At 71.6% G+C, this 16,001-nt stretch carries 18 protein-coding genes and 1 pseudogene; 11 read left to right on the forward strand and 8 right to left on the reverse strand.

Annotated features, from left to right (window positions below; all coding sequences use genetic code 11):
• The first annotated feature begins 247 nt into the window (after positions 1 to 247).
• From F0415_RS07585 to F0415_RS07605, 6 genes and pseudogenes are all read left to right on the forward strand, one after another.
• Positions 248 to 841, forward strand: a complete 594-nt coding sequence (locus F0415_RS07585; protein WP_149860593.1) for a GNAT family N-acetyltransferase — start codon at positions 248 to 250, stop codon at positions 839 to 841.
• 16 nt (positions 842 to 857) lie between these two features.
• Positions 858 to 1,583: a methanethiol S-methyltransferase gene (gene mddA / locus F0415_RS07590; RefSeq protein WP_149860594.1), complete on the forward strand. Its 726-nt coding sequence runs from the start codon at positions 858 to 860 to the stop codon at positions 1,581 to 1,583.
• A 31-nt stretch (positions 1,584 to 1,614) separates the two neighbouring features.
• On the forward strand, positions 1,615 to 1,887 hold the full coding sequence (locus F0415_RS07595) for a DUF4242 domain-containing protein (protein WP_149860595.1): 273 nt from the start codon (positions 1,615 to 1,617) through the stop codon (positions 1,885 to 1,887).
• Positions 1,888 to 1,938: 51 nt separating this feature from the next.
• Positions 1,939 to 2,919, forward strand: a pseudogene (locus F0415_RS07600) (PLP-dependent cysteine synthase family protein); the annotation flags it as partial.
• The gene (locus F0415_RS12695; RefSeq protein WP_246149913.1) at positions 2,902 to 3,429 is read left to right on the forward strand and encodes a glutaredoxin domain-containing protein; all 528 of its coding nucleotides are present in this window, start codon (positions 2,902 to 2,904) and stop codon (positions 3,427 to 3,429) included. The pseudogene F0415_RS07600 and the gene F0415_RS12695, both read left to right, overlap by 18 nt.
• Before the next feature lie 195 nt (positions 3,430 to 3,624).
• The gene (locus F0415_RS07605) at positions 3,625 to 4,014 is read left to right on the forward strand and encodes a DoxX family protein (RefSeq protein ID WP_188310328.1); all 390 of its coding nucleotides are present in this window, start codon (positions 3,625 to 3,627) and stop codon (positions 4,012 to 4,014) included.
• A gap of 71 nt (positions 4,015 to 4,085) precedes the next feature.
• On the opposite strand, the gene F0415_RS07610 is transcribed toward F0415_RS07605, so the two are convergent.
• Together F0415_RS07610 and rsgA are read right to left on the reverse strand one after the other, a co-directional pair.
• Complete coding sequence (locus F0415_RS07610) at positions 4,086 to 5,354, reverse strand: peptidase MATCAP family protein (protein ID WP_149860598.1); 1,269 nt, start codon at positions 5,352 to 5,354, stop codon at positions 4,086 to 4,088.
• Positions 5,354 to 6,433, reverse strand: coding sequence for a ribosome small subunit-dependent GTPase A (gene rsgA, locus F0415_RS07615; RefSeq protein ID WP_149860599.1), 1,080 nt, complete (start codon positions 6,431 to 6,433; stop codon positions 5,354 to 5,356). Before rsgA ends, F0415_RS07610 begins: the two co-directional genes overlap by 1 nt.
• A 90-nt stretch (positions 6,434 to 6,523) precedes the next feature.
• On the opposite strand from rsgA, the gene F0415_RS07620 reads away from it, so the two are divergent.
• The 5 genes from F0415_RS07620 to F0415_RS07640 all read left to right on the forward strand — a co-directional run bounded on the left by F0415_RS07620 (position 6,524) and on the right by F0415_RS07640 (position 10,885).
• Positions 6,524 to 7,768 (forward strand): aminotransferase class I/II-fold pyridoxal phosphate-dependent enzyme, encoded by a 1,245-nt coding sequence (locus F0415_RS07620; protein ID WP_149860600.1) that lies wholly within the window; start codon positions 6,524 to 6,526, stop codon positions 7,766 to 7,768.
• Positions 7,758 to 8,384, forward strand: a complete 627-nt coding sequence (locus tag F0415_RS07625) for an SGNH/GDSL hydrolase family protein (RefSeq protein ID WP_149860601.1) — start codon at positions 7,758 to 7,760, stop codon at positions 8,382 to 8,384. The genes F0415_RS07620 and F0415_RS07625 overlap by 11 nt, the downstream gene beginning before the upstream one ends.
• 130 nt (positions 8,385 to 8,514) lie before the next feature.
• Entirely contained in the window at positions 8,515 to 9,444 is a 930-nt protein-coding gene (gene grxD, locus F0415_RS07630) for a Grx4 family monothiol glutaredoxin (protein WP_149860602.1), read from the forward strand.
• 148 nt (positions 9,445 to 9,592) lie between these two features.
• The gene (locus F0415_RS07635; RefSeq protein WP_188310329.1) at positions 9,593 to 9,919 is read left to right on the forward strand and encodes a hypothetical protein; all 327 of its coding nucleotides are present in this window, start codon (positions 9,593 to 9,595) and stop codon (positions 9,917 to 9,919) included.
• Positions 9,920 to 9,937: 18 nt separating this feature from the next.
• Positions 9,938 to 10,885, forward strand: coding sequence for a cation diffusion facilitator family transporter (locus tag F0415_RS07640; protein ID WP_149860604.1), 948 nt, complete (start codon positions 9,938 to 9,940; stop codon positions 10,883 to 10,885).
• An 18-nt stretch (positions 10,886 to 10,903) separates the two neighbouring features.
• On the opposite strand, the gene F0415_RS07645 is transcribed toward F0415_RS07640, so the two are convergent.
• The 6 genes from F0415_RS07645 to F0415_RS07670 form a co-directional block, all read right to left on the reverse strand.
• Positions 10,904 to 12,406: an ArnT family glycosyltransferase gene (locus tag F0415_RS07645; protein WP_149860605.1), complete on the reverse strand. Its 1,503-nt coding sequence runs from the start codon at positions 12,404 to 12,406 to the stop codon at positions 10,904 to 10,906.
• An 83-nt stretch (positions 12,407 to 12,489) separates the two neighbouring features.
• The gene (locus tag F0415_RS07650) at positions 12,490 to 13,704 is read right to left on the reverse strand and encodes a histidine kinase dimerization/phospho-acceptor domain-containing protein (protein ID WP_149860606.1); all 1,215 of its coding nucleotides are present in this window, start codon (positions 13,702 to 13,704) and stop codon (positions 12,490 to 12,492) included.
• Positions 13,701 to 14,384, reverse strand: coding sequence for a response regulator transcription factor (locus F0415_RS07655; protein ID WP_149860607.1), 684 nt, complete (start codon positions 14,382 to 14,384; stop codon positions 13,701 to 13,703). Before F0415_RS07655 ends, F0415_RS07650 begins: the two co-directional genes overlap by 4 nt.
• Positions 14,385 to 14,396: 12 nt before the next feature.
• Entirely contained in the window at positions 14,397 to 14,885 is a 489-nt protein-coding gene (locus F0415_RS07660; protein WP_149860608.1) for a hypothetical protein, read from the reverse strand.
• 146 nt (positions 14,886 to 15,031) lie between these two features.
• Entirely contained in the window at positions 15,032 to 15,805 is a 774-nt protein-coding gene (locus F0415_RS07665; protein WP_149860609.1) for an AMP nucleosidase, read from the reverse strand.
• 37 nt (positions 15,806 to 15,842) lie between these two features.
• Positions 15,843 to 16,001: transposase (locus tag F0415_RS07670; RefSeq protein ID WP_149859148.1), on the reverse strand; the 159-nt coding region annotated here is incomplete at its 5' end.

Here is a 16,001-nt window from a genome sequence, read left to right on the forward strand (position 1 = left end):
ACCCTTTGATCTGACCCTTTGATCTGACCCTTTGATCTGACCCTTTGATCTGACCCTTTGATCTGACCCTTTGATCTGACCCCGGGTTACACATGCGGGCATGTGGTTGATTCTTTAGGGGAGATGAATGGTCTGACCGGGGTCATGAAATGGTCAGAAGGCGGTTTTCGACGGGTCAAGACCGTCCGGGCCGCGATCCCGAGACTGCGCGCCGCGGAATGTTCCGCGCTGTTTCCGGAGTCGCACCATGCTCGTGTCCGTCCGGCCGCGCCCCCCGTTGGAGCGGCCGTCCCCCCTGTCCCGCCGGCAGATCGTCCTGCGCCGCGAAGCGCTGATCGAGCCCGTGTCCGGCGGCCCCGCCCTGGCCGAGGCCGAGGCCCTGCTGACGGAATTCCATCGTCGCCTGGCCGACCTGTTCCAGGACGTGCCGGCCCTGGCCCAGACCTTCCCCGCCCAGCCCGGCTGGTCGCTGGAACCCGGCCTGCTGGCCCCCGAATACCAGCCGCCGGCCGGCAGCCTGCTGCTGGCCCGCGTCGATGCCCGGCCGGTCGGGCTGGTCGCGGTCCGCCCGCTGCCGGAAGCCTCCGGTTGTGCCGAACTGCGGCGTCTGTACGTGCGCGACGGCCACCGCGGCCGCGGCATCGCCCGCGAACTGCTGGAACGCGCCATCGGTGAGGCCCGCCGGCTCGGTTACCGCGAACTCCGGCTGGAAACCAGCCCGCGCATGCCCGATGCCGAGCACCTGTACCGCCAGGCCGGCTTCCAGCCGATCCCCGCCTACCGCGCCCGCGCCGCCGAGCTGGACCGGCACTACCGGTCCCTGTCCCTGCCGCTGCCCTGAGCCAACTGGAGTCTTCATGTCCCGCTTCCTGATCCTCGCCTACGGCCTGCTGTCCTACGCCGTCTTCTTCCTGACCTTCTGTTATGCCCTGGGATTCGTCGGCAATTTCCTGGTGCCGCGCACGATGGATTCGCCGGCACTGGTGCCGCTGGGCAATGCCCTGCTGGTGAACCTCGGCCTGCTGGGCCTGTTCGCCGTGCAGCACAGCGTGATGGCACGGCCGGCCTTCAAGCGCTGGCTGACCCGTTTCATTCCCGAACCGGCCGAACGCAGCACCTACGTGCTGATGTCCAGCCTGGCCCTGATCGCCCTGTTCTGGTTCTGGCAGCCGATGGGCGGCCTGGTCTGGGAGGTCACGCATCCGCTCGGCCGCGCCGTGCTGTACGGCCTGTTCGGCTTCGGCTGGGCGCTGGTACTGGTCACTACCTTCCTGATCAACCACTTCGACCTGTTCGGCCTGCGCCAGGTCTGGCTGCACTTCCGCGGCCGGCCCTACACGCCGCTGCCGCTGCGCGCGCCTGGCCCCTACCGGCTGGTGCGGCATCCGCTCTATGTCGGCTGGCTGTTCGCATTCTGGGCGACGCCGACCATGAGCCTCGCCCACCTCGTGTTCGCGGTGATGACCACCGCTTACATCCTGGTCGCCATCCGCTTCGAGGAGCGCGACCTGATGGAGGCCCTTCCGGGCTACGCCGAGTACCGGCAGCGCGTGCCGATGCTGGTGCCGCGGCTTTTCCGTTGACCCTTCCCCGACAACCACAAGGAGACATTCCATGCCCAAGTACGTGATCGAACGCACCATCCCCGGCGTCGGCCAGCTCGATGCCGAGCAGCGCCGCGACATCGCCCGCACTTCCTGCGGCGTGCTGGCCGACATGGGCGCCGGCATCCAGTGGCAGCACAGCTACTTCACCGACGACCGCGTGTTCTGCGTCTATCTGGCCAGCGACGAGGAGCGCATCCGCGAGCACGCCCGCCGCGGCGGTTTCCCGATCGACGCGATCCGCAGGGTCAGCGCGGTCGTGGACCCGGTTTGCGCCGAATGAGGCTCCGCCGGCGCGGCCCGTCGCCGCGCCGGCGCCATACGGGACCCGCCAATGTTCATCCACTCCGGCATCACCGAAACCATCGGTCGCACCCCGGTGGTGCGCCTGCGCCGCCTGGCCCCCGGCGGCGGCCTGTACGCCAAGCTCGAGTCCGCCAATCCCGGCGGCTCGGTCAAGGACCGCATGGCCCTGGCCATGATCGAAGCCGCCGAGCGCAGCGGCGCCCTGCGGCCCGGCCAGACCGTGGTGGAGGCCAGCAGCGGCAACACCGGCATCGCCCTGGCCATGGTCTGCGCCGCCCGCGGCTATCCGCTGGTGGTCGTGATGGGCGAACAGTTCAGCGTCGAACGCCGGCGCCTGATGCGTTTCCTCGGCGCCCGCGTGGTGTTGACGCCCGCCCATCTCAAGGGCAGCGGAATGGTGGACAAGGCGCGCGAACTGGCCGAAACCCACGGCTGGTTCTGGTGCCGCCAGTTCGAAAACCAGGCCAATGCCGAGGTGCACGAGCGCCACACCGGCCCCGAGATCGCCGCCGCCTTCGCCGGCCGCCGGCTCGACTACGTGGTGCTGGGTGCCGGTACCGGCGGCAGCCTGCGCGGAATCGGTCGGGCCTTGCGACGGCTGCGTCCGGACACCCGGATCGTCGTCGCCGAACCGGACAACGCGCCGCTGTTGGCCGGCGGCCGGCCGCAACCGTCGCAGGGCAGCCATCCCGATTTCCGCCCGCACCCGATGCAGGGCTGGACGCCCGACTTCATTCCCCTGCACACCGCCGCCGCGCTCACCGAGGACCTGGTGTACCGGATCCTGCCGGTGAGCGGCGAGCAGGCCCTGGCCGGCTCGCGCGACCTGGCCCGCCGCGAGGGCATCCTGGCCGGCATCACCGCCGGCGCCAGCGTGGCCGCCGGCCTGCGCCTGCTGGACGAGCAGCCGGACGCCGAGGTGTTGTGCCTGTTGCCGGACACCGGCGAGCGCTATCTGAGCATGCCGCTGTTCGACGACATCGGCCAGGACATGGACGCCGAGGAATGGGCGATCTCCCGCTCCAGCCCCGGCGCCCGCTTCGACGCGCCGACGCCGGGCGCCGCTACGAGCGCCGCTGCCGCCGCGGCGACGCCGGCGCCGACCCCGGTGGACGAGCCGGCCCTGCGCTGGTTCGAAGCTGCCGTGCGCGACCCGCGGCAGCCGGTGGTCGCCTTCACCCTGGCCTGGTGCGAGTTCAGCTGGTCGCTGCGCAAGCTGTTCGAGCACATCGGCCTGCCCTACCGCGCCGTGGACCTGGACGCACCGGCCCTGCGCCAGGCGGGGCTGGACCTGCCCCTGCGGGCCCTGCTGCACATCCGCACCGGGCAGCCGACCCTGCCGCAGGTTTTCATCGGCGGCCAGCACCTGGGCGGCTGCACCGAGACCATGGCGGCCTTCCGCAGCGGCGAACTGGCCCGCCGGGTCACCGCCGCCGGGCTGGATGCCGGCGCCTGGCCGGCACTGGAGCCGGAGCAGTTCCTGCCGCGCTGGCGGCAGCGGCGCGAGACCGTTGCCTAGACCCGGGACCGCAGGCCCGGCGCCGCTTCCCGCCAAGTCGGCCGCGTGGCCGGACCCACGGTATTACAGGCACGAATAGAACGAATGATTGATTGTTGTGGTATTTGTTCCACCAATCGAGCGGTGCATGCTGACCGGCACGGCTCTCCCGGCGCTCATCCCGACCGCCGGCCGGCCGATTCGCGGAGCCTGAGCATGAACCATCTCGCCAACCTCCTGGGCCGCATTGGCCTCTCACTCATCTTCATCATCTCCGGCTGGGCCAAGATCGGCGGCTACGCCGGCACCCAGCAGTACATGGAGGCCATGGGCGTGCCCGGCGCCCTGCTGCCGCTGGTGATCCTGCTCGAAGTCGGCGGTGGCCTGGCCGTCCTGGCCGGCCTGTTCACCCGTTGGGTCTCCCTGGCCTTCGTCCTGTTCTCCCTGGCCACCGGCTTCATCTTCCATGCCTCCCCGGACGACCAGGTCAACCTGATGAAGAACATCGCCATCGCCGGCGGCTTCCTGGTCCTGGCCGGACACGGCGCCGGGACCTACAGCCTGGATGCGCTGATCGGCCGTCGCCGGACCCCGGCCGGCGGTTGATCCGCTGCACACCGGGAGCCTGCCAGGCTGCGCGCCCGCGGCCTGGCAGGCGCGCGTTTCCCGACCGCCGGCTAGAGCCCCTGGCCCAGCACCAGATCGTCGGCCTGCACCTGGTCCAGGCGAATGCGGTTGGCGAACAGGGAAAAGGCCAGCACGCCGGCCAGGCCATTGGCCCGGCGCATCCACGGCGGCAGGTAGAGCGGCGGCGCCACCGCGCCGCTATCGAAGGCCGGAGCCAGCCGGCCGACGTCCTCCAGCGCCATCTTGCCGGCGAACAGCCGGCGCGCCCGGGCCAGCTGCCGATGGCGCAGGCACCAGCGGAAGAAGGTGTGCACCGCCAGCAGCCCGTGCAGGTAGACCGTGTCCTTGGTGAAGGCGGCGCCGCCGCCCAGCGGCACGCCGCGGAACACCCGCTGCGCCGAGGCGAAACTTTCCTTCGGCGGCTGCCCGGCCTCGAGGAAAAAGCGGAACACCTGGATGAAGTCGGCGCCGTGGATGGCCATGTCTATGGCAAGGATGCGCAGGCTGATCCGCTTCATGCGCTCGATGTCCATGGCGCCGGAGATCAGCTCGGCGAAGGTGGCCAGGCCCTCCTGGGTGGCGGTGGTGCGCGGCGAGCCCCGCGCCATGGATTTCAGCTGCGGCTGCTCGCGGCCGTTCAGCCCGGTCAGGGTGTGCACGAAGGCCTCGTGCACCAGCAACTGGTTGCGGTCGTATTCGGAGAAGCCGGTGTGGCTGCGCAGGCGGATCCGGGTCGGGCCGGCGGCGGCCTTGGCGATCAGGTCGGGGTCCAGTTCCACCCGCACCGGATGATCGGTGAACAACCGGTCCACTGCCGCCTGCAGTTCCGCGCGCACGGTGTCGGCCGGCAGTTCGTAATCGGGCTCGACGGCGCGCAGCTCCTGGTCCAGCTCGTCGGCGATGGCGACGAAATGCCGGGCCGCCTCGATATTGCTCGGACCGTCGCCCGGCAGCATCTCCACCGGCCGGCCGAACAGCCGCGCCGACCAGGCGGTGACCCGGTGGCTGCCGACCGCGTCCAGCAGGCGGGTCGCCAGATGCCAGCTTTCGGCGGTGTCGCGCAGGTAACACCCGATCGGGTCGTCCGGATCGGCGGCCGCGCGCACCGCCTCCAGTTCGGCGCGCACGGCGCTCCACTCCCCACGCGCATACTCGGGACGCGGCATGCGCGGGCGGCCGACCCGCCAGGCTGTCAGGAACTCCTCCTGCAACCGCGCCGGCCAGCTCACCGCCTGCAGCAGGCGGATCCCGCGCACCGCCGCCACCATCCGGGCGTCGAGGGCGGCGTGATGTCGCAGCAGACGGTCGCCGGCGCCCATCAGCGGCGTCCGTACTTGTCCTTGAGCCGCTTGTTCAGCGCCCTGCTCAGCACCCGTTCCTCGGCCCGGCGCTGCGCCAGGCTGGTGGCGGCGGCATCGCGCTCGTCGCGCAGCTTGGCGTAACTGGCAAAGCGCTCGGCATCCAGCCGACCTCCGGCGATCGCCTCCTGCACCGCGCAGCCGGGTTCGTTGCCGTGGCTGCAGTCGCGGAAGCGGCAGCCGGCGGCGATCGCCTCGATGTCCTCGAAGCTGTCGGTCACGTCTTCGTCGCCGGACAGCTTGAGCTCGCGCATGCCGGGCGTATCGATGATGCAGCCGCCCTGCGGCAACGGCGTCAGCAACCGGAAAGTCGTGGTGTGGCGGCCGCGGGAGTCGTGCTCGCGCACCGTTCCGGTTTTCATCTTCTCGACCCCGAGCAAGGTGTTGGTGAGCGTGGACTTGCCGGCGCCGGAACTGCCCACCAGCACCACCGTGCGACCGGGGCCGAGGTAGGGATGCAGCACGCGCAGCGATTCGGCGTCCTTGGCGTTGACCGCGTGGATGGGCACGCCGCCGGCCTGCACCTCTTCGAGCAGGGCCAGGCAATCGTCCAGGACCGGGCACTGGTCGGCCTTGGTCAGCACCAGCACCGGCGCGGCGCCGCTGGCGCGCACCACCACCAGGTAACGCTCGATGCGGCGCGGGTTGAAATCCTGGTCCAGCCCCACCACCACCAGCACATGGTCCACGTTGGCGGCGATCAGCTGCTGCCGGTAGTGCTCGCCGGCGGCGGCCCGCTTGAGCACGGAGCGACGCGGCAGCAGCGCGACGATGTCGCGGCCGCCGCCGTCGAGCGTGACCCAGTCGCCGACCGCGGCGCGCTGCTCGGGCGGGAAACGCGGCCGGGTCCAGGCCGGTGGCGGCTGCACCCGCCGCACCGGCTCGCCCGGGCCGGGCAACACGTCGTAACCACTGCGATGCTGCGCCACCACCCGGGCCAGGCATTCGCCCCCGGCGGCGGCCAGGGCCTGCCGCGCCGCGTCGTCGTCGGGCCAGCCGATGGCGCGCAGTCGGGTCAGGACGTCGTCGGGGGCATGCATCGGCCGGGATGATACGCCGGGCCGACCCGGCTGAAAGCCCGGCGCAGTTCCGCTACTCTCGCCGCCAGTCCCAAGCCGAGCCCCGAGGCGATGCCCCACCCCTCCCTGGCGACCCGCGCGAGCCTGCGCGAGGTGCGCTACGACATCCGCGGCGAACTGTCCCGCCGCGCCCGCGAACTCGAGGCACAGGGCCGTCACCTGGTCCGCCTCAACATCGGCAACCCCGGCGCCTTCGGATTCCGCGCCCCGCCGCACCTGCAGGCGGCGGTGGCGGCGCACGTTCCGCAGTCGGATCCCTACACCCACCAGCAGGGCCTGCCCCTGGCCCGCGAGGCCGTGGCCGAACACCACCGCCGCCGCGGCACGCCCAATGCCAGCGCCGAGCGGGTGTTCATCGGCAACGGCGTCAGCGAACTGATCGACATCGCCCTGCGCGCCCTGCTCAACCCGGGCGAGGAGGTACTGCTGCCCAGCCCGGACTATCCGCTCTGGAGCGCCGCCACCCTCCTCAACGGCGGCCGGCCGGTCTACTACCCCTGCCGCCCGGAAAACGGCTTCCTGCCGGACCCGGACGAGATCGAGGCGCGGCTGACGGCGTGCACCCGCGCCCTGGTGGTGATCAACCCGAACAACCCGACCGGCGCCAACTACCCGCCCGAGCTGCTGCGCCGCCTGGCCGGCATCGCCGCCCGGTACGGCCTGCTGCTGATGGCCGACGAGATCTACGATGGCATCCTGTTCGACGGCGCGACGTTCACGCCGCTGGCGCCGCTGGCCGGCGATACGCCCTGCCTGAGCTTCGGCGGCCTGTCCAAGGTCTGGCGCGCCTGCGGCTGGCGGGTGGGCTGGGCGGTGCTGTCGGGCGATCCGCTGCGGATCGGCGATCTCCATCACGCCATGGACCTGCTTTCGGCGATGCGCCTGTGCGCCAACGTGCCGGCGCAGTTCGCGGTGCCGGCGGCGCTGTCGGGCCCCGACACCATCGCGGCGCTGACCGCGCCGGGTGGCCGCCTGCACGCCTCGCGCCGCGCGGTCATCGAGGGCTGCGCCGCCAGTCCGCATCTGCAGCTGGTGGCTCCCGCCGGCGCCCTGTACGCCTTTCCGCGGGTGGTCGGGCCGGCGGCAGAGGAATTCGACGATCAGGCCTTCGCCCTGGAACTGCTGGAAAGCGAGGACCTGCTGGTGGTGCCGGGCAGCGGCTTCAACCTGCCGGCCTCGCGGCATTTCCGCGTCACCCTGCTGCCCGAGGCGGAGGTGATCGGGGACGTCTTCGCCCGCATCCACCGGGTGCTGGAGCGCCACGCCCTGCGCGCCCGCGCCCGCCATGTCGCCTGAACCGCTGTCCTATCTCGCCCTGGGCGATTCCTACACCATCGGCGAGGCGGTGGCCGAGCACGAGCGCTGGCCGGCGCAGCTGGTCGCCGGCCTGGCGCGGCGCGGCATTGCCCTGGCGCCCCCGCGCTACATCGCCACCACCGGCTGGAGCACCGACGAACTGTGGGCGGCCATGGACGCGGCCGAGCCGCTGGGGCAGTGGGATTTCGTCTCCCTGCTGATCGGCGTGAACGACCAGTACCGGCGCCGGGCCGTGGACAACTACGTGCCGGAATTCGCCCGCCTGCTCGAGCGCGCCATCGCCCTGGCCGGCGATCGGCCGGAACGGGTGCTGGTGCTCTCGATCCCGGACTGGGGCCTCACCCCGTTCGGCGCCGACAGCGGCCGCGACCGCCGGCGCATCGCCGAGGAGCTGGACGCCTACAACGCCGCCGCCGCGAAGGAGTGCGCCGGCCGCGGCGTCGCCTTCGTGGACGTCACCGGTGCCTCGCGCACGCTCGGCCTGCGCCCGGACCGGGTGGCCGGCGACGGTCTGCACCCCTCCGGTCTGGCCTACGCCGACTGGACCGCGCTGGCGCTGCCGGTGGCCGAGCGGCTGTTGCGCCAGCGGCCGTAACCGCCGCCGCCACTGCCGGCAGCACACGCCGGCAGGTCGGGACACGCCCGCTGCCCGCTCCGGTAACCGCGCCTTCAGGGCGGCCTCGCCGGCGGGGCGTAAAATGGCCGCTTCCCCACGGAGCATCGCCATGTCCCTCTCTCCCGAAACCCGCGCCCGCATCGAACGGCTGCTGAGCGACCACCGCATCGTGCTGTTCATGAAAGGCAATCCGCAGGCGCCGCAGTGCGGCTTCTCGGCCAAGGCCGCCGGCATCCTCAACGGCCTGGTCGAACAGTACGCGCACGTGGACGTGCTGCAGGACCCGGAGATCCGCGAGGGCATCAAGGTCTACGGCCAGTGGCCGACCATCCCGCAGCTGTACGTCGGCGGCGAGCTGGTCGGCGGCAGCGACATCATCGAGCAGATGCTCAACAGCGGCGAGCTGCACACCCTGCTGGGCCTGCCAGAACCGGACCGCACGCCGCCGCAGATCCATATTTCCGAGCGCGCCGCCGAGGCCATCCGCGGCGCCATGGAAAACGCCGGAGAAGGCCAGGTGCTGCACCTGTCGGTGGACCCGCGCTTCAACGCCCGCTTCGAGCTGCGCCCGGCCAGCGGCCACGAGATCGTCGCCGAGAGCAACGGCATCCGCGTCCACTTCGACCTGGCCAGCGCGCCGCGCGCGCGCGGCCTGAAGGTGGACTGGGCCGAGGACGCCCGCGGCGCCGGCCTGGCCATCGACAATCCGAACGCGCCGCCGCCGGTGAAGGCGATCAGCGTGCAGGAGCTGCACGACCGCATCCTCGCCGGCGCCATCGACGTGGTGGACGTGCGCCCGGCCGCCGACCGCGCTCTCGCGCCCTTCCCGCACCCGCACGAGGTGCTGGACGAGGACAGCCGCGAGCGCCTGGAGGCCCTGCCCCGGGACGTGCCGCTGGCCTTCCTCTGCCATCACGGCCAGTCCAGCCTGCGCGCGGCCGAGTATTTCCGCGGCCTGGGCTTCCACGACATCTACAACGTGGTCGGCGGCATCGATGCCTGGTCGCGCGAGGTGGATCCCTCGGTGCCACGCTACTGAGCGTGAACCGATGACGACCGCGCCGGAACTCAGCGCTTGGCGTCGCTAGAGCAATTACGCTAATTTGCCCGGGAACCCAGGCCTGCCCGGCCGGTTTCCCCCCGCCGCACGGGCTCGGCCGTCATCACGCTGGAGGGGCGGAATGAACATGAAACGGGCAGTTCCCATGAGCCTGGTCCTGGGCCTGGCCGCCTGCGGCGGCGAGGCGGGCGGCGGCGCCGGCAAGGGCCCGGGGGCGGTCGCCGCCGAGGCCTGCCGGGCAGCGGCGGAAGCCCGCCTGGACGGCAAGCTTTACCAGCTCGACCTGGCGGCACTGGCGGCCAGCATGAGGGAGGCGTCCAACGGCGAGAAGTTCCTCACCGCGCCCATCGTCATCGAGCCGGGCCTGACCTCGGAAACCCGCCAGATCGTCGAATGCACGGTGCGCTTCACCGGCGAGCGCGCCGACGTGGTCGGTTTCGTCTTCAACTGGTAGCCGGGCTGGCAACCGCGGATGGGCCGCGGCCACGACCATCGCCCGGACACCCTGCGGCACGAGCGCCCACTGCGCTGGGCGCTGGCGCTGACTCTCGCCTTCCTGGTCGTCGAGGTCGTCGGCGCCCTGCTCAGCGGCAGCCTGGCCCTGCTGTCCGATGCCGCGCACATGGCCTCGGACAGCTTCGCCCTGCTGGTGGCCCTGCTGGCCGTGCGTCTGGCCCGGCGCCCGCCCGACACCCACCGCACCTACGGCTATGCCCGCGCCGAGGCCCTGGGCGCCCTGGCCAACGGCTGCCTGCTGTTCCTGGTGGCAGGCGGCATCTTCTGGGAGGCGGTGCAGCGATTCCTGGCGCCCGAGCCGGTGGCCACCGGCACCATGCTGGCGGTGGCGGTGGCCGGCCTGGTGGTGAACCTGATCGCGATGCGCCTGCTGCAGGCCGGCGCCGGCGAGAACCTCAACATGCGCGGGGCCTACCTGGAGGTGATGGCCGACCTGCTGGGCTCGGTGGCGGTGATCCTTGGCGCCCTGGTGATCCGCTTCACCGGCCTGGTCTGGGTGGACCCGTTGCTGGCGGTGCTGCTGGCGCTGTGGGTGCTGCCGCGCACCTGGCACCTGCTGTCCGAGGCGGTGCATCTGCTGCTGGAGGGCGCGCCGCGCGGCATTGCCGTGCAAGAGGTCCGCGAAGCCATGCTGGCCGAACCCGGGGTGGTCTCCATCCACGACCTGCACCTGTGGTCGCTGTCCAGCCGACAGCCGATGCTCAGCGCACACGTGGACGTGCGCCGGGACGTGGATGCCGACGCCCTGCGCAGACGCCTGGCCCGGCTGGTCCGGGAGCGTTTCGGCATCGGCCATTCCACCATCCAGATGGAAGCCGAGCGCGGTGGCGGAGGCGGCGAAAGCGCCGACTGCGGCCACGTGCCGCATGACGAAAGCGGCCCGCGCCACCATCACCGCCATTGACGGCCGCCCTGACGCGGCTCAACCGTCTCCCGGCACGTCCGGCTCGCGGAAGCCGCTGCCGCTGCGCGCCAGCTCGCCGGCGCGGAACATCAGCAGCTCGCCGGTCTTGTAGGGCTGCCGGTACTCCGGCGCCGGCGCGCCGCGCAGGTCCAGGCGCTTGCGCCGCACCACCACCAGACCCTCGGGGTGGGCTGCCAGCCAGGCCGATGCCTGGTCGGGGCGCAGTTCGGCCACCGGTGCGCGCAGGCGGCCCAGGAACCCGAACTCGCCCTGATAGTTGCCGACATAGGCGACGGCGCGGCCGGCCTGCTGCTGCCGGCCCACGTGGCGGCCGGCATCCGACAGGTCGTAGCGCGAGCCGAGAACGAGGCCGGCGCCCAGCAACAGCAGCATGCCGAACGCCAGGCCGAGGATCGCCAGGCGACGGGCGCCGGCGTGGTCGGCAAGGCCACGCGCCAGCCAGAGTGCGCCCAGGGCCAGCAGCGGGATCAGGTAATGCACCTGTTTGCCGCTGATGCCGCTGAGGACGAGAAAGGCGCCGGCGAGCGTCACCGCCAGAAAACGGATGCCGCGATCGTGGCCTGCCACGATGCCGGCACGCAGCGCCCGCCAGGCCGGTGGCCAGAGTGTCCAAGGCAGAGCGATCAGGGGCAGCCAGGGCAGATACCAGTGGAAGGGCCGCGGATGCCCGAGATCGCCGCGCACCCGGCCCAGGGTTTGCTCGCCCAGCACCTGGCGCAGCAGTTCGCCGCCGGAGGCGCGGTCGGCCAGCCACAGCCAGGCCAGGGGCAGGGCGAGCGCCAGCGCCAGGGCCGCCAGCAACCGCGGCCAGGCCAAGCGCGCCGCCTCCGGCGGCGCCCAGAGGCGCAAGGCCAGCAGGGGCGGCAGCAAGTACACCGCGGCCACCGGCCCCTTGGTCAGCAGGGCCGCCGCGAAGGCCAGGCCGAAACCGAGCCAGTCGCGCCAGCGCCCTCGCCGAACCGCGTCGTGAAGCGCGATCCAGCCCAGGCACAGCATCGCCAGCAGGGGCAGGTCGAACATGAAGGCGGTGCCGTACAGGGCGATGAACACGCTGCCCAGGAACAGGAAGCCGGCCGTGGTGCCGATCTGCCCGTGGGCCGGCCACAGCCGCGCGCCCAGGCGCGCCAGCAGCCACAGGCAGGCCAGGGTCGCCAGCGGCCCGATCAGGCGCGGCCAGACCGCGTTGACACCGCCCAGCGCCCAGCCGGCGTGCACCAGCCAGAACAGCAGCGGCGGCTTGTGCGCGTACGGCTCGCCCTCGAGCGTCGGCAAGAGAAAATGGCCGTCCCGCCACATTTCCCAGGCAACGCTGGCATAGCGGGTCTCGTCCACCGGCAACAGCGGCCGCAACCATAGCGACAGCAAGGCCATGAGCGCCACGCCGCCGACCAGCCACCACCAGGTCGCGCCGGCGTCGGGCAAGGCACGGTGATTCATCGCCGGCGACAGGGCATCGGTCGGCGCGACGGCATGCAGCGCCGGCCGGTACAGGTCGTTCATCGTGCTTACCGCGTCCCGCTTCGGATGCGCGCACTCTGGCAGCGACCGCGGTAATTCCGGCTGCGCCGATGCTCAGGCGGTCGTTAAGCGGGGTTGCGGACCTCGAGGCGAACCGAAGGCCCCTGCTCGCCCGCCTGCTGCTCGAGCCGCCAGCCGAGCGCGGCGCACAGCCGCTCGACGAAGGCCAGGCCGACGCCGAGATCGCTGCGCAGCGGCGCCGGTCCGCCCGCCTCGCCGCCGGTGGCGGGCCGCAGCGAAAGCCCGCCTTCGTCCAGTACGCAGTCCCAGGCCAGGCCGGGCGCGAAACCCAGCACGCGCTGGAACAGCACGTCCAGTATCGCGTCCAGCCAGCGTCGCGGTGCCGACAGTCCGTCCGGTCCGCGTCCCGCCAGGCGGAGCCGTTCGCCGGCCTGCAGGCCGGCCCCGTCCAGGCGCTTGATCGCCAGCCGGCATTGCTCGGCCAGCGACAGCCGGTCGCGTTCCGCCGGCAATCCGCGCGCCGACAGCAACAGCGCTTCGAGCAGGCCGCCGAGTTCCAGCAGGCCGCGTTCGACCCGCGCCAGGCGCAGGCGCTGCTCGGCACTCAGGCCGGGGTCGTCCTTGAGCACCTCCACGGCGCCCTGGATCACCGCGATCGGCGTGCGCAGTTCGTGGCTGGCGTCGGCGAAGAAGGCCCGGTCGCGGGCGTCGGCCTGCAGCAGCCGCGCCTGGTAGGCGTCTATCGCGCCGGCGAGGCGGCCGATCTCGTCGCGGCTGAATTCCTGCTCCAACTGCGTACGCACCGGCGTCACCGGCAGCGCGTCCACCTGGTCCGCCAGGCGCAGTACCGGCGACACGGTGCGCCCCGCCAGCAGCCAGCCCAGCCAGGCCGAGGCGATGCTGCCCAGGGCCAGGATGGTCAGGAACAGGTTCCGCAGGTATTCCTCCAGCCGCTCGACCGGGGCGATGTCCATCACCAGCACCACCCGTCCGCCCTCCGGGCCGAAGGCGGCCGCATGCAGGTCTTCCTTGCCGGCCAGCTCGAACACCCGCCCTTCCGGCAGGCCGCGCAGCCCGGGTGGTGCCTCCGCTTCGCGGTACACCGAGAATCCGGGCGTACGCGGCAGTTCCACATCGGGGTCGTGGGCCAGCTGTTCGAGATAATCGCGCGAGTGGCCCTCCAGCAGGGCCTCGAGCATCAGCACCTCGTAATCGGAAACGATGAACACGGTACTGACGCCGAAAGCCAGGCTCAGGGCCACGCCGACCAGCCCATAGGCCAGGGCGACGCGGCGGCGCAGCGGCAGGCCGCGCTTCACTGGACGGTCCCGAACCGGTAGCCGATGCCGTGCACCGTATGCAGCAGGGGTTCGGCGAAGGGTTTGTCGAGCACCTGACGCAGACCGTACATGTGGGTGTGCAGGGCGGAGGGATCGCCGCCCTCGGGACCCCAGACCGCGCGCATCAGCCGGGCCTGGTCCACCACGCCGGGGCTGTGCCGCATCAGGCATTCCAGGATGCGCGCCTGGGCCCGGGTCAGGACGATCTGCCGGCCCTCGCGCCGGACGATCAGCGCGGACGGATCGAAACGCACGCCGCAGGCCTCGATGGGCGATCCGGCCGGCGGCCGGCCGCGTCGCGCCAGCGCCCGGATCCTCGCCTCCAGCTCACGGATCGCGAAGGGCTTGACCAGATAGTCGTCGGCGCCCCCGGAGAAGCCCTTGAGCTTGTCCTCCAGGGTGTCGCGCGCGGTCAGCATGATCACCGGCACGCCACGACCGGCCTCGCGCAGGCGCCGGCACAGGTCCAGGCCGTCCAGCCGGGGCAGGCCCAGGTCGAGCACGATCAGGTCGTGTTCACCGGACAGGGCCATGCGCAAACCGCTCTGACCGTCGGCGGCGTGGTCAACGACGTGGCCGCGGCGGGAGAAGTAATCCCAAAGGTTCGCTGCCAGGTCGGCCTGGTCTTCGACGATCAGCAGTCTGAGGGCGGGGTCCATGGCGCTCCGGTCTCAGACCGGGCGCCACGCCGCCCGGCCGAGACCCATTCTGCCCGCAAGCACGGCGCAGGCGCGACGCAGGCGCAAGGGGGTGTCGCGGCGGAACAGGCAGGGACCGTTGGCCGGGTCGCCGGCCATGGCCGCGCCGGCGTGTCCGCGCCAAAGCGACGACACCGTCGCCACCTCGCCGGGTCGGGGCCATTCCGGCAGCCACAGCACCCACGGCGCGGCGGCGGCGGCGACCGCCTGCGCCAGGGCCGCGGCCTGCGACAGGGCACGGGTAGCCAGCTCGACCCGAAGCCCTGGCGCAGTGGCGGCCAGGCGCCGGAAGGCGGGCGCCAGGCGCTGCGGATCCCCGTGACCGAACACGTACCGTTCCGCAACCGGCAATACCTCCTGCAGCGCGGCCAGCCGCGCACAGGTGTCGGCCGGCGGCGGACCCTCGAGTACCAGCAGCAGGCTCAGCGGCGGGGCGACAGGGTTCCGGGAATCGGGCGGCATGGCGGCATGCTGCCCGCCGGCAGGCTAAGCCCGGGTGAGTCGAATCTCAGCCGGGCGTTAACCGGCGGGCGGGCGACAAGGCCGGGCTCCGCCTCCGGCCTTCCCGTGAGGCGCCGTCGCCGCGCGCCGGCACCGGACGCCGCCGCTCAGTCGAACCGCAGGTGCTTGACCGACTTGCCGTGCCGGCGGATCAGCCGCAGGGCCTCGATGCCGATCTGGATGTGGGCGTCCACGAAACGTTCGGTGACCTTGCGGTCCGAGGCTTCGGTCTTCACGCCTTCGGGCACCATCGGCTGGTCGGACACCAGCAGCAGGGCACCGGAGGGAATGCCGTTGGCGAAGCCGGCAGCGAAGACGGTCGCCGTTTCCATGTCTATGGCCATGCAGCGCAGCTTGCGCAAGTAGGCCTTGAACTCGTCGTCGTGCTCCCAGACCCGGCGGTTGGTGGTGAACACCGTCCCGGTCCAGTAGTCGTGGCCGAGGTCGCGGATCATGGTGGAGACCGCGCGCTGCAGGGCGAAGGCCGGCAGCGCCGGCACCTCCCGTGGCAGATAGTCGTTGCTGGTGCCCTCGCCGCGGATGGCGGCGATCGGCAGGATCAGGTCGCCCAACTGGTTCTTGCGCTTGAGGCCGCCGCACTTGCCGAGGAACAGCACCGCCCTGGGCCCGACCGCGCTCAGCAGGTCCATCACCGTGGCGGCGTTGGCGCTGCCCATGCCGAAGTTGATCATGGTGATGCCGTCGGCGGTGGCGCTGGGCATGGGCCGGTCCTGACCGCGGATCTCGGCGCCGGTGAGGCGGGCAAAGGTGTCCAGGTAGCCGCCGAAATTGGTCAGCAGCACATGCGCCCCGAAGTCCTCCAGCGGCACGCCGGTGTAGCGGGGCAACCAGTTGCTGACGATGTCCTGCTTGTTCTTCACGTCCTTTCCTCTTTTCTTTTTCTGGCTCTGTTGAATTTCAAGTGGGTTGCCGGGCATGAGGGTTGATCACTGCGAAGTCGAGCTTGCCGGCGATCAGGAAGATGACGGTTCTGATAGTGGTGAAGCGGGTGAAGCCGCGAGCGCGGCGCTTGGCGGACTGAAACAGGCCGTTGAGCGCTTCGAGGAAGCCGTTGGT

The sequence above is a fragment of the Arenimonas fontis genome (assembly GCF_008386465.1).
GTDB classification, from domain to species: domain Bacteria; phylum Pseudomonadota; class Gammaproteobacteria; order Xanthomonadales; family Xanthomonadaceae; genus Arenimonas; species Arenimonas fontis.

Bases quoted from the DNA above. Each gene is read 5' to 3' on its own strand.
- F0415_RS07585 (WP_149860593.1), top strand. From the start codon at position 248: ATGCTCGTGTCCGTCCGGCCGCGCCCCCCGTTGGAGCGGCCGTCCCCC.
- mddA (WP_149860594.1), top strand. From the start codon at position 858: ATGTCCCGCTTCCTGATCCTCGCCTACGGCCTGCTGTCCTACGCCGTC.
- F0415_RS07595 (WP_149860595.1), top strand. From the start codon at position 1,615: ATGCCCAAGTACGTGATCGAACGCACCATCCCCGGCGTCGGCCAGCTC.
- F0415_RS12695 (WP_246149913.1), top strand. From the start codon at position 2,902: ATGGACGCCGAGGAATGGGCGATCTCCCGCTCCAGCCCCGGCGCCCGC.
- F0415_RS07605 (WP_188310328.1), top strand. From the start codon at position 3,625: ATGAACCATCTCGCCAACCTCCTGGGCCGCATTGGCCTCTCACTCATC.
- F0415_RS07610 (WP_149860598.1), bottom strand. From the start codon at position 5,354: ATGGGCGCCGGCGACCGTCTGCTGCGACATCACGCCGCCCTCGACGCC.
- rsgA (WP_149860599.1), bottom strand. From the start codon at position 6,433: ATGCATGCCCCCGACGACGTCCTGACCCGACTGCGCGCCATCGGCTGG.
- F0415_RS07620 (WP_149860600.1), top strand. From the start codon at position 6,524: ATGCCCCACCCCTCCCTGGCGACCCGCGCGAGCCTGCGCGAGGTGCGC.
- F0415_RS07625 (WP_149860601.1), top strand. From the start codon at position 7,758: ATGTCGCCTGAACCGCTGTCCTATCTCGCCCTGGGCGATTCCTACACC.
- grxD (WP_149860602.1), top strand. From the start codon at position 8,515: ATGTCCCTCTCTCCCGAAACCCGCGCCCGCATCGAACGGCTGCTGAGC.
- F0415_RS07635 (WP_188310329.1), top strand. From the start codon at position 9,593: ATGAAACGGGCAGTTCCCATGAGCCTGGTCCTGGGCCTGGCCGCCTGC.
- F0415_RS07640 (WP_149860604.1), top strand. From the start codon at position 9,938: ATGGGCCGCGGCCACGACCATCGCCCGGACACCCTGCGGCACGAGCGC.
- F0415_RS07645 (WP_149860605.1), bottom strand. From the start codon at position 12,406: ATGAACGACCTGTACCGGCCGGCGCTGCATGCCGTCGCGCCGACCGAT.
- F0415_RS07655 (WP_149860607.1), bottom strand. From the start codon at position 14,384: ATGGACCCCGCCCTCAGACTGCTGATCGTCGAAGACCAGGCCGACCTG.
- F0415_RS07660 (WP_149860608.1), bottom strand. From the start codon at position 14,885: ATGCCGCCCGATTCCCGGAACCCTGTCGCCCCGCCGCTGAGCCTGCTG.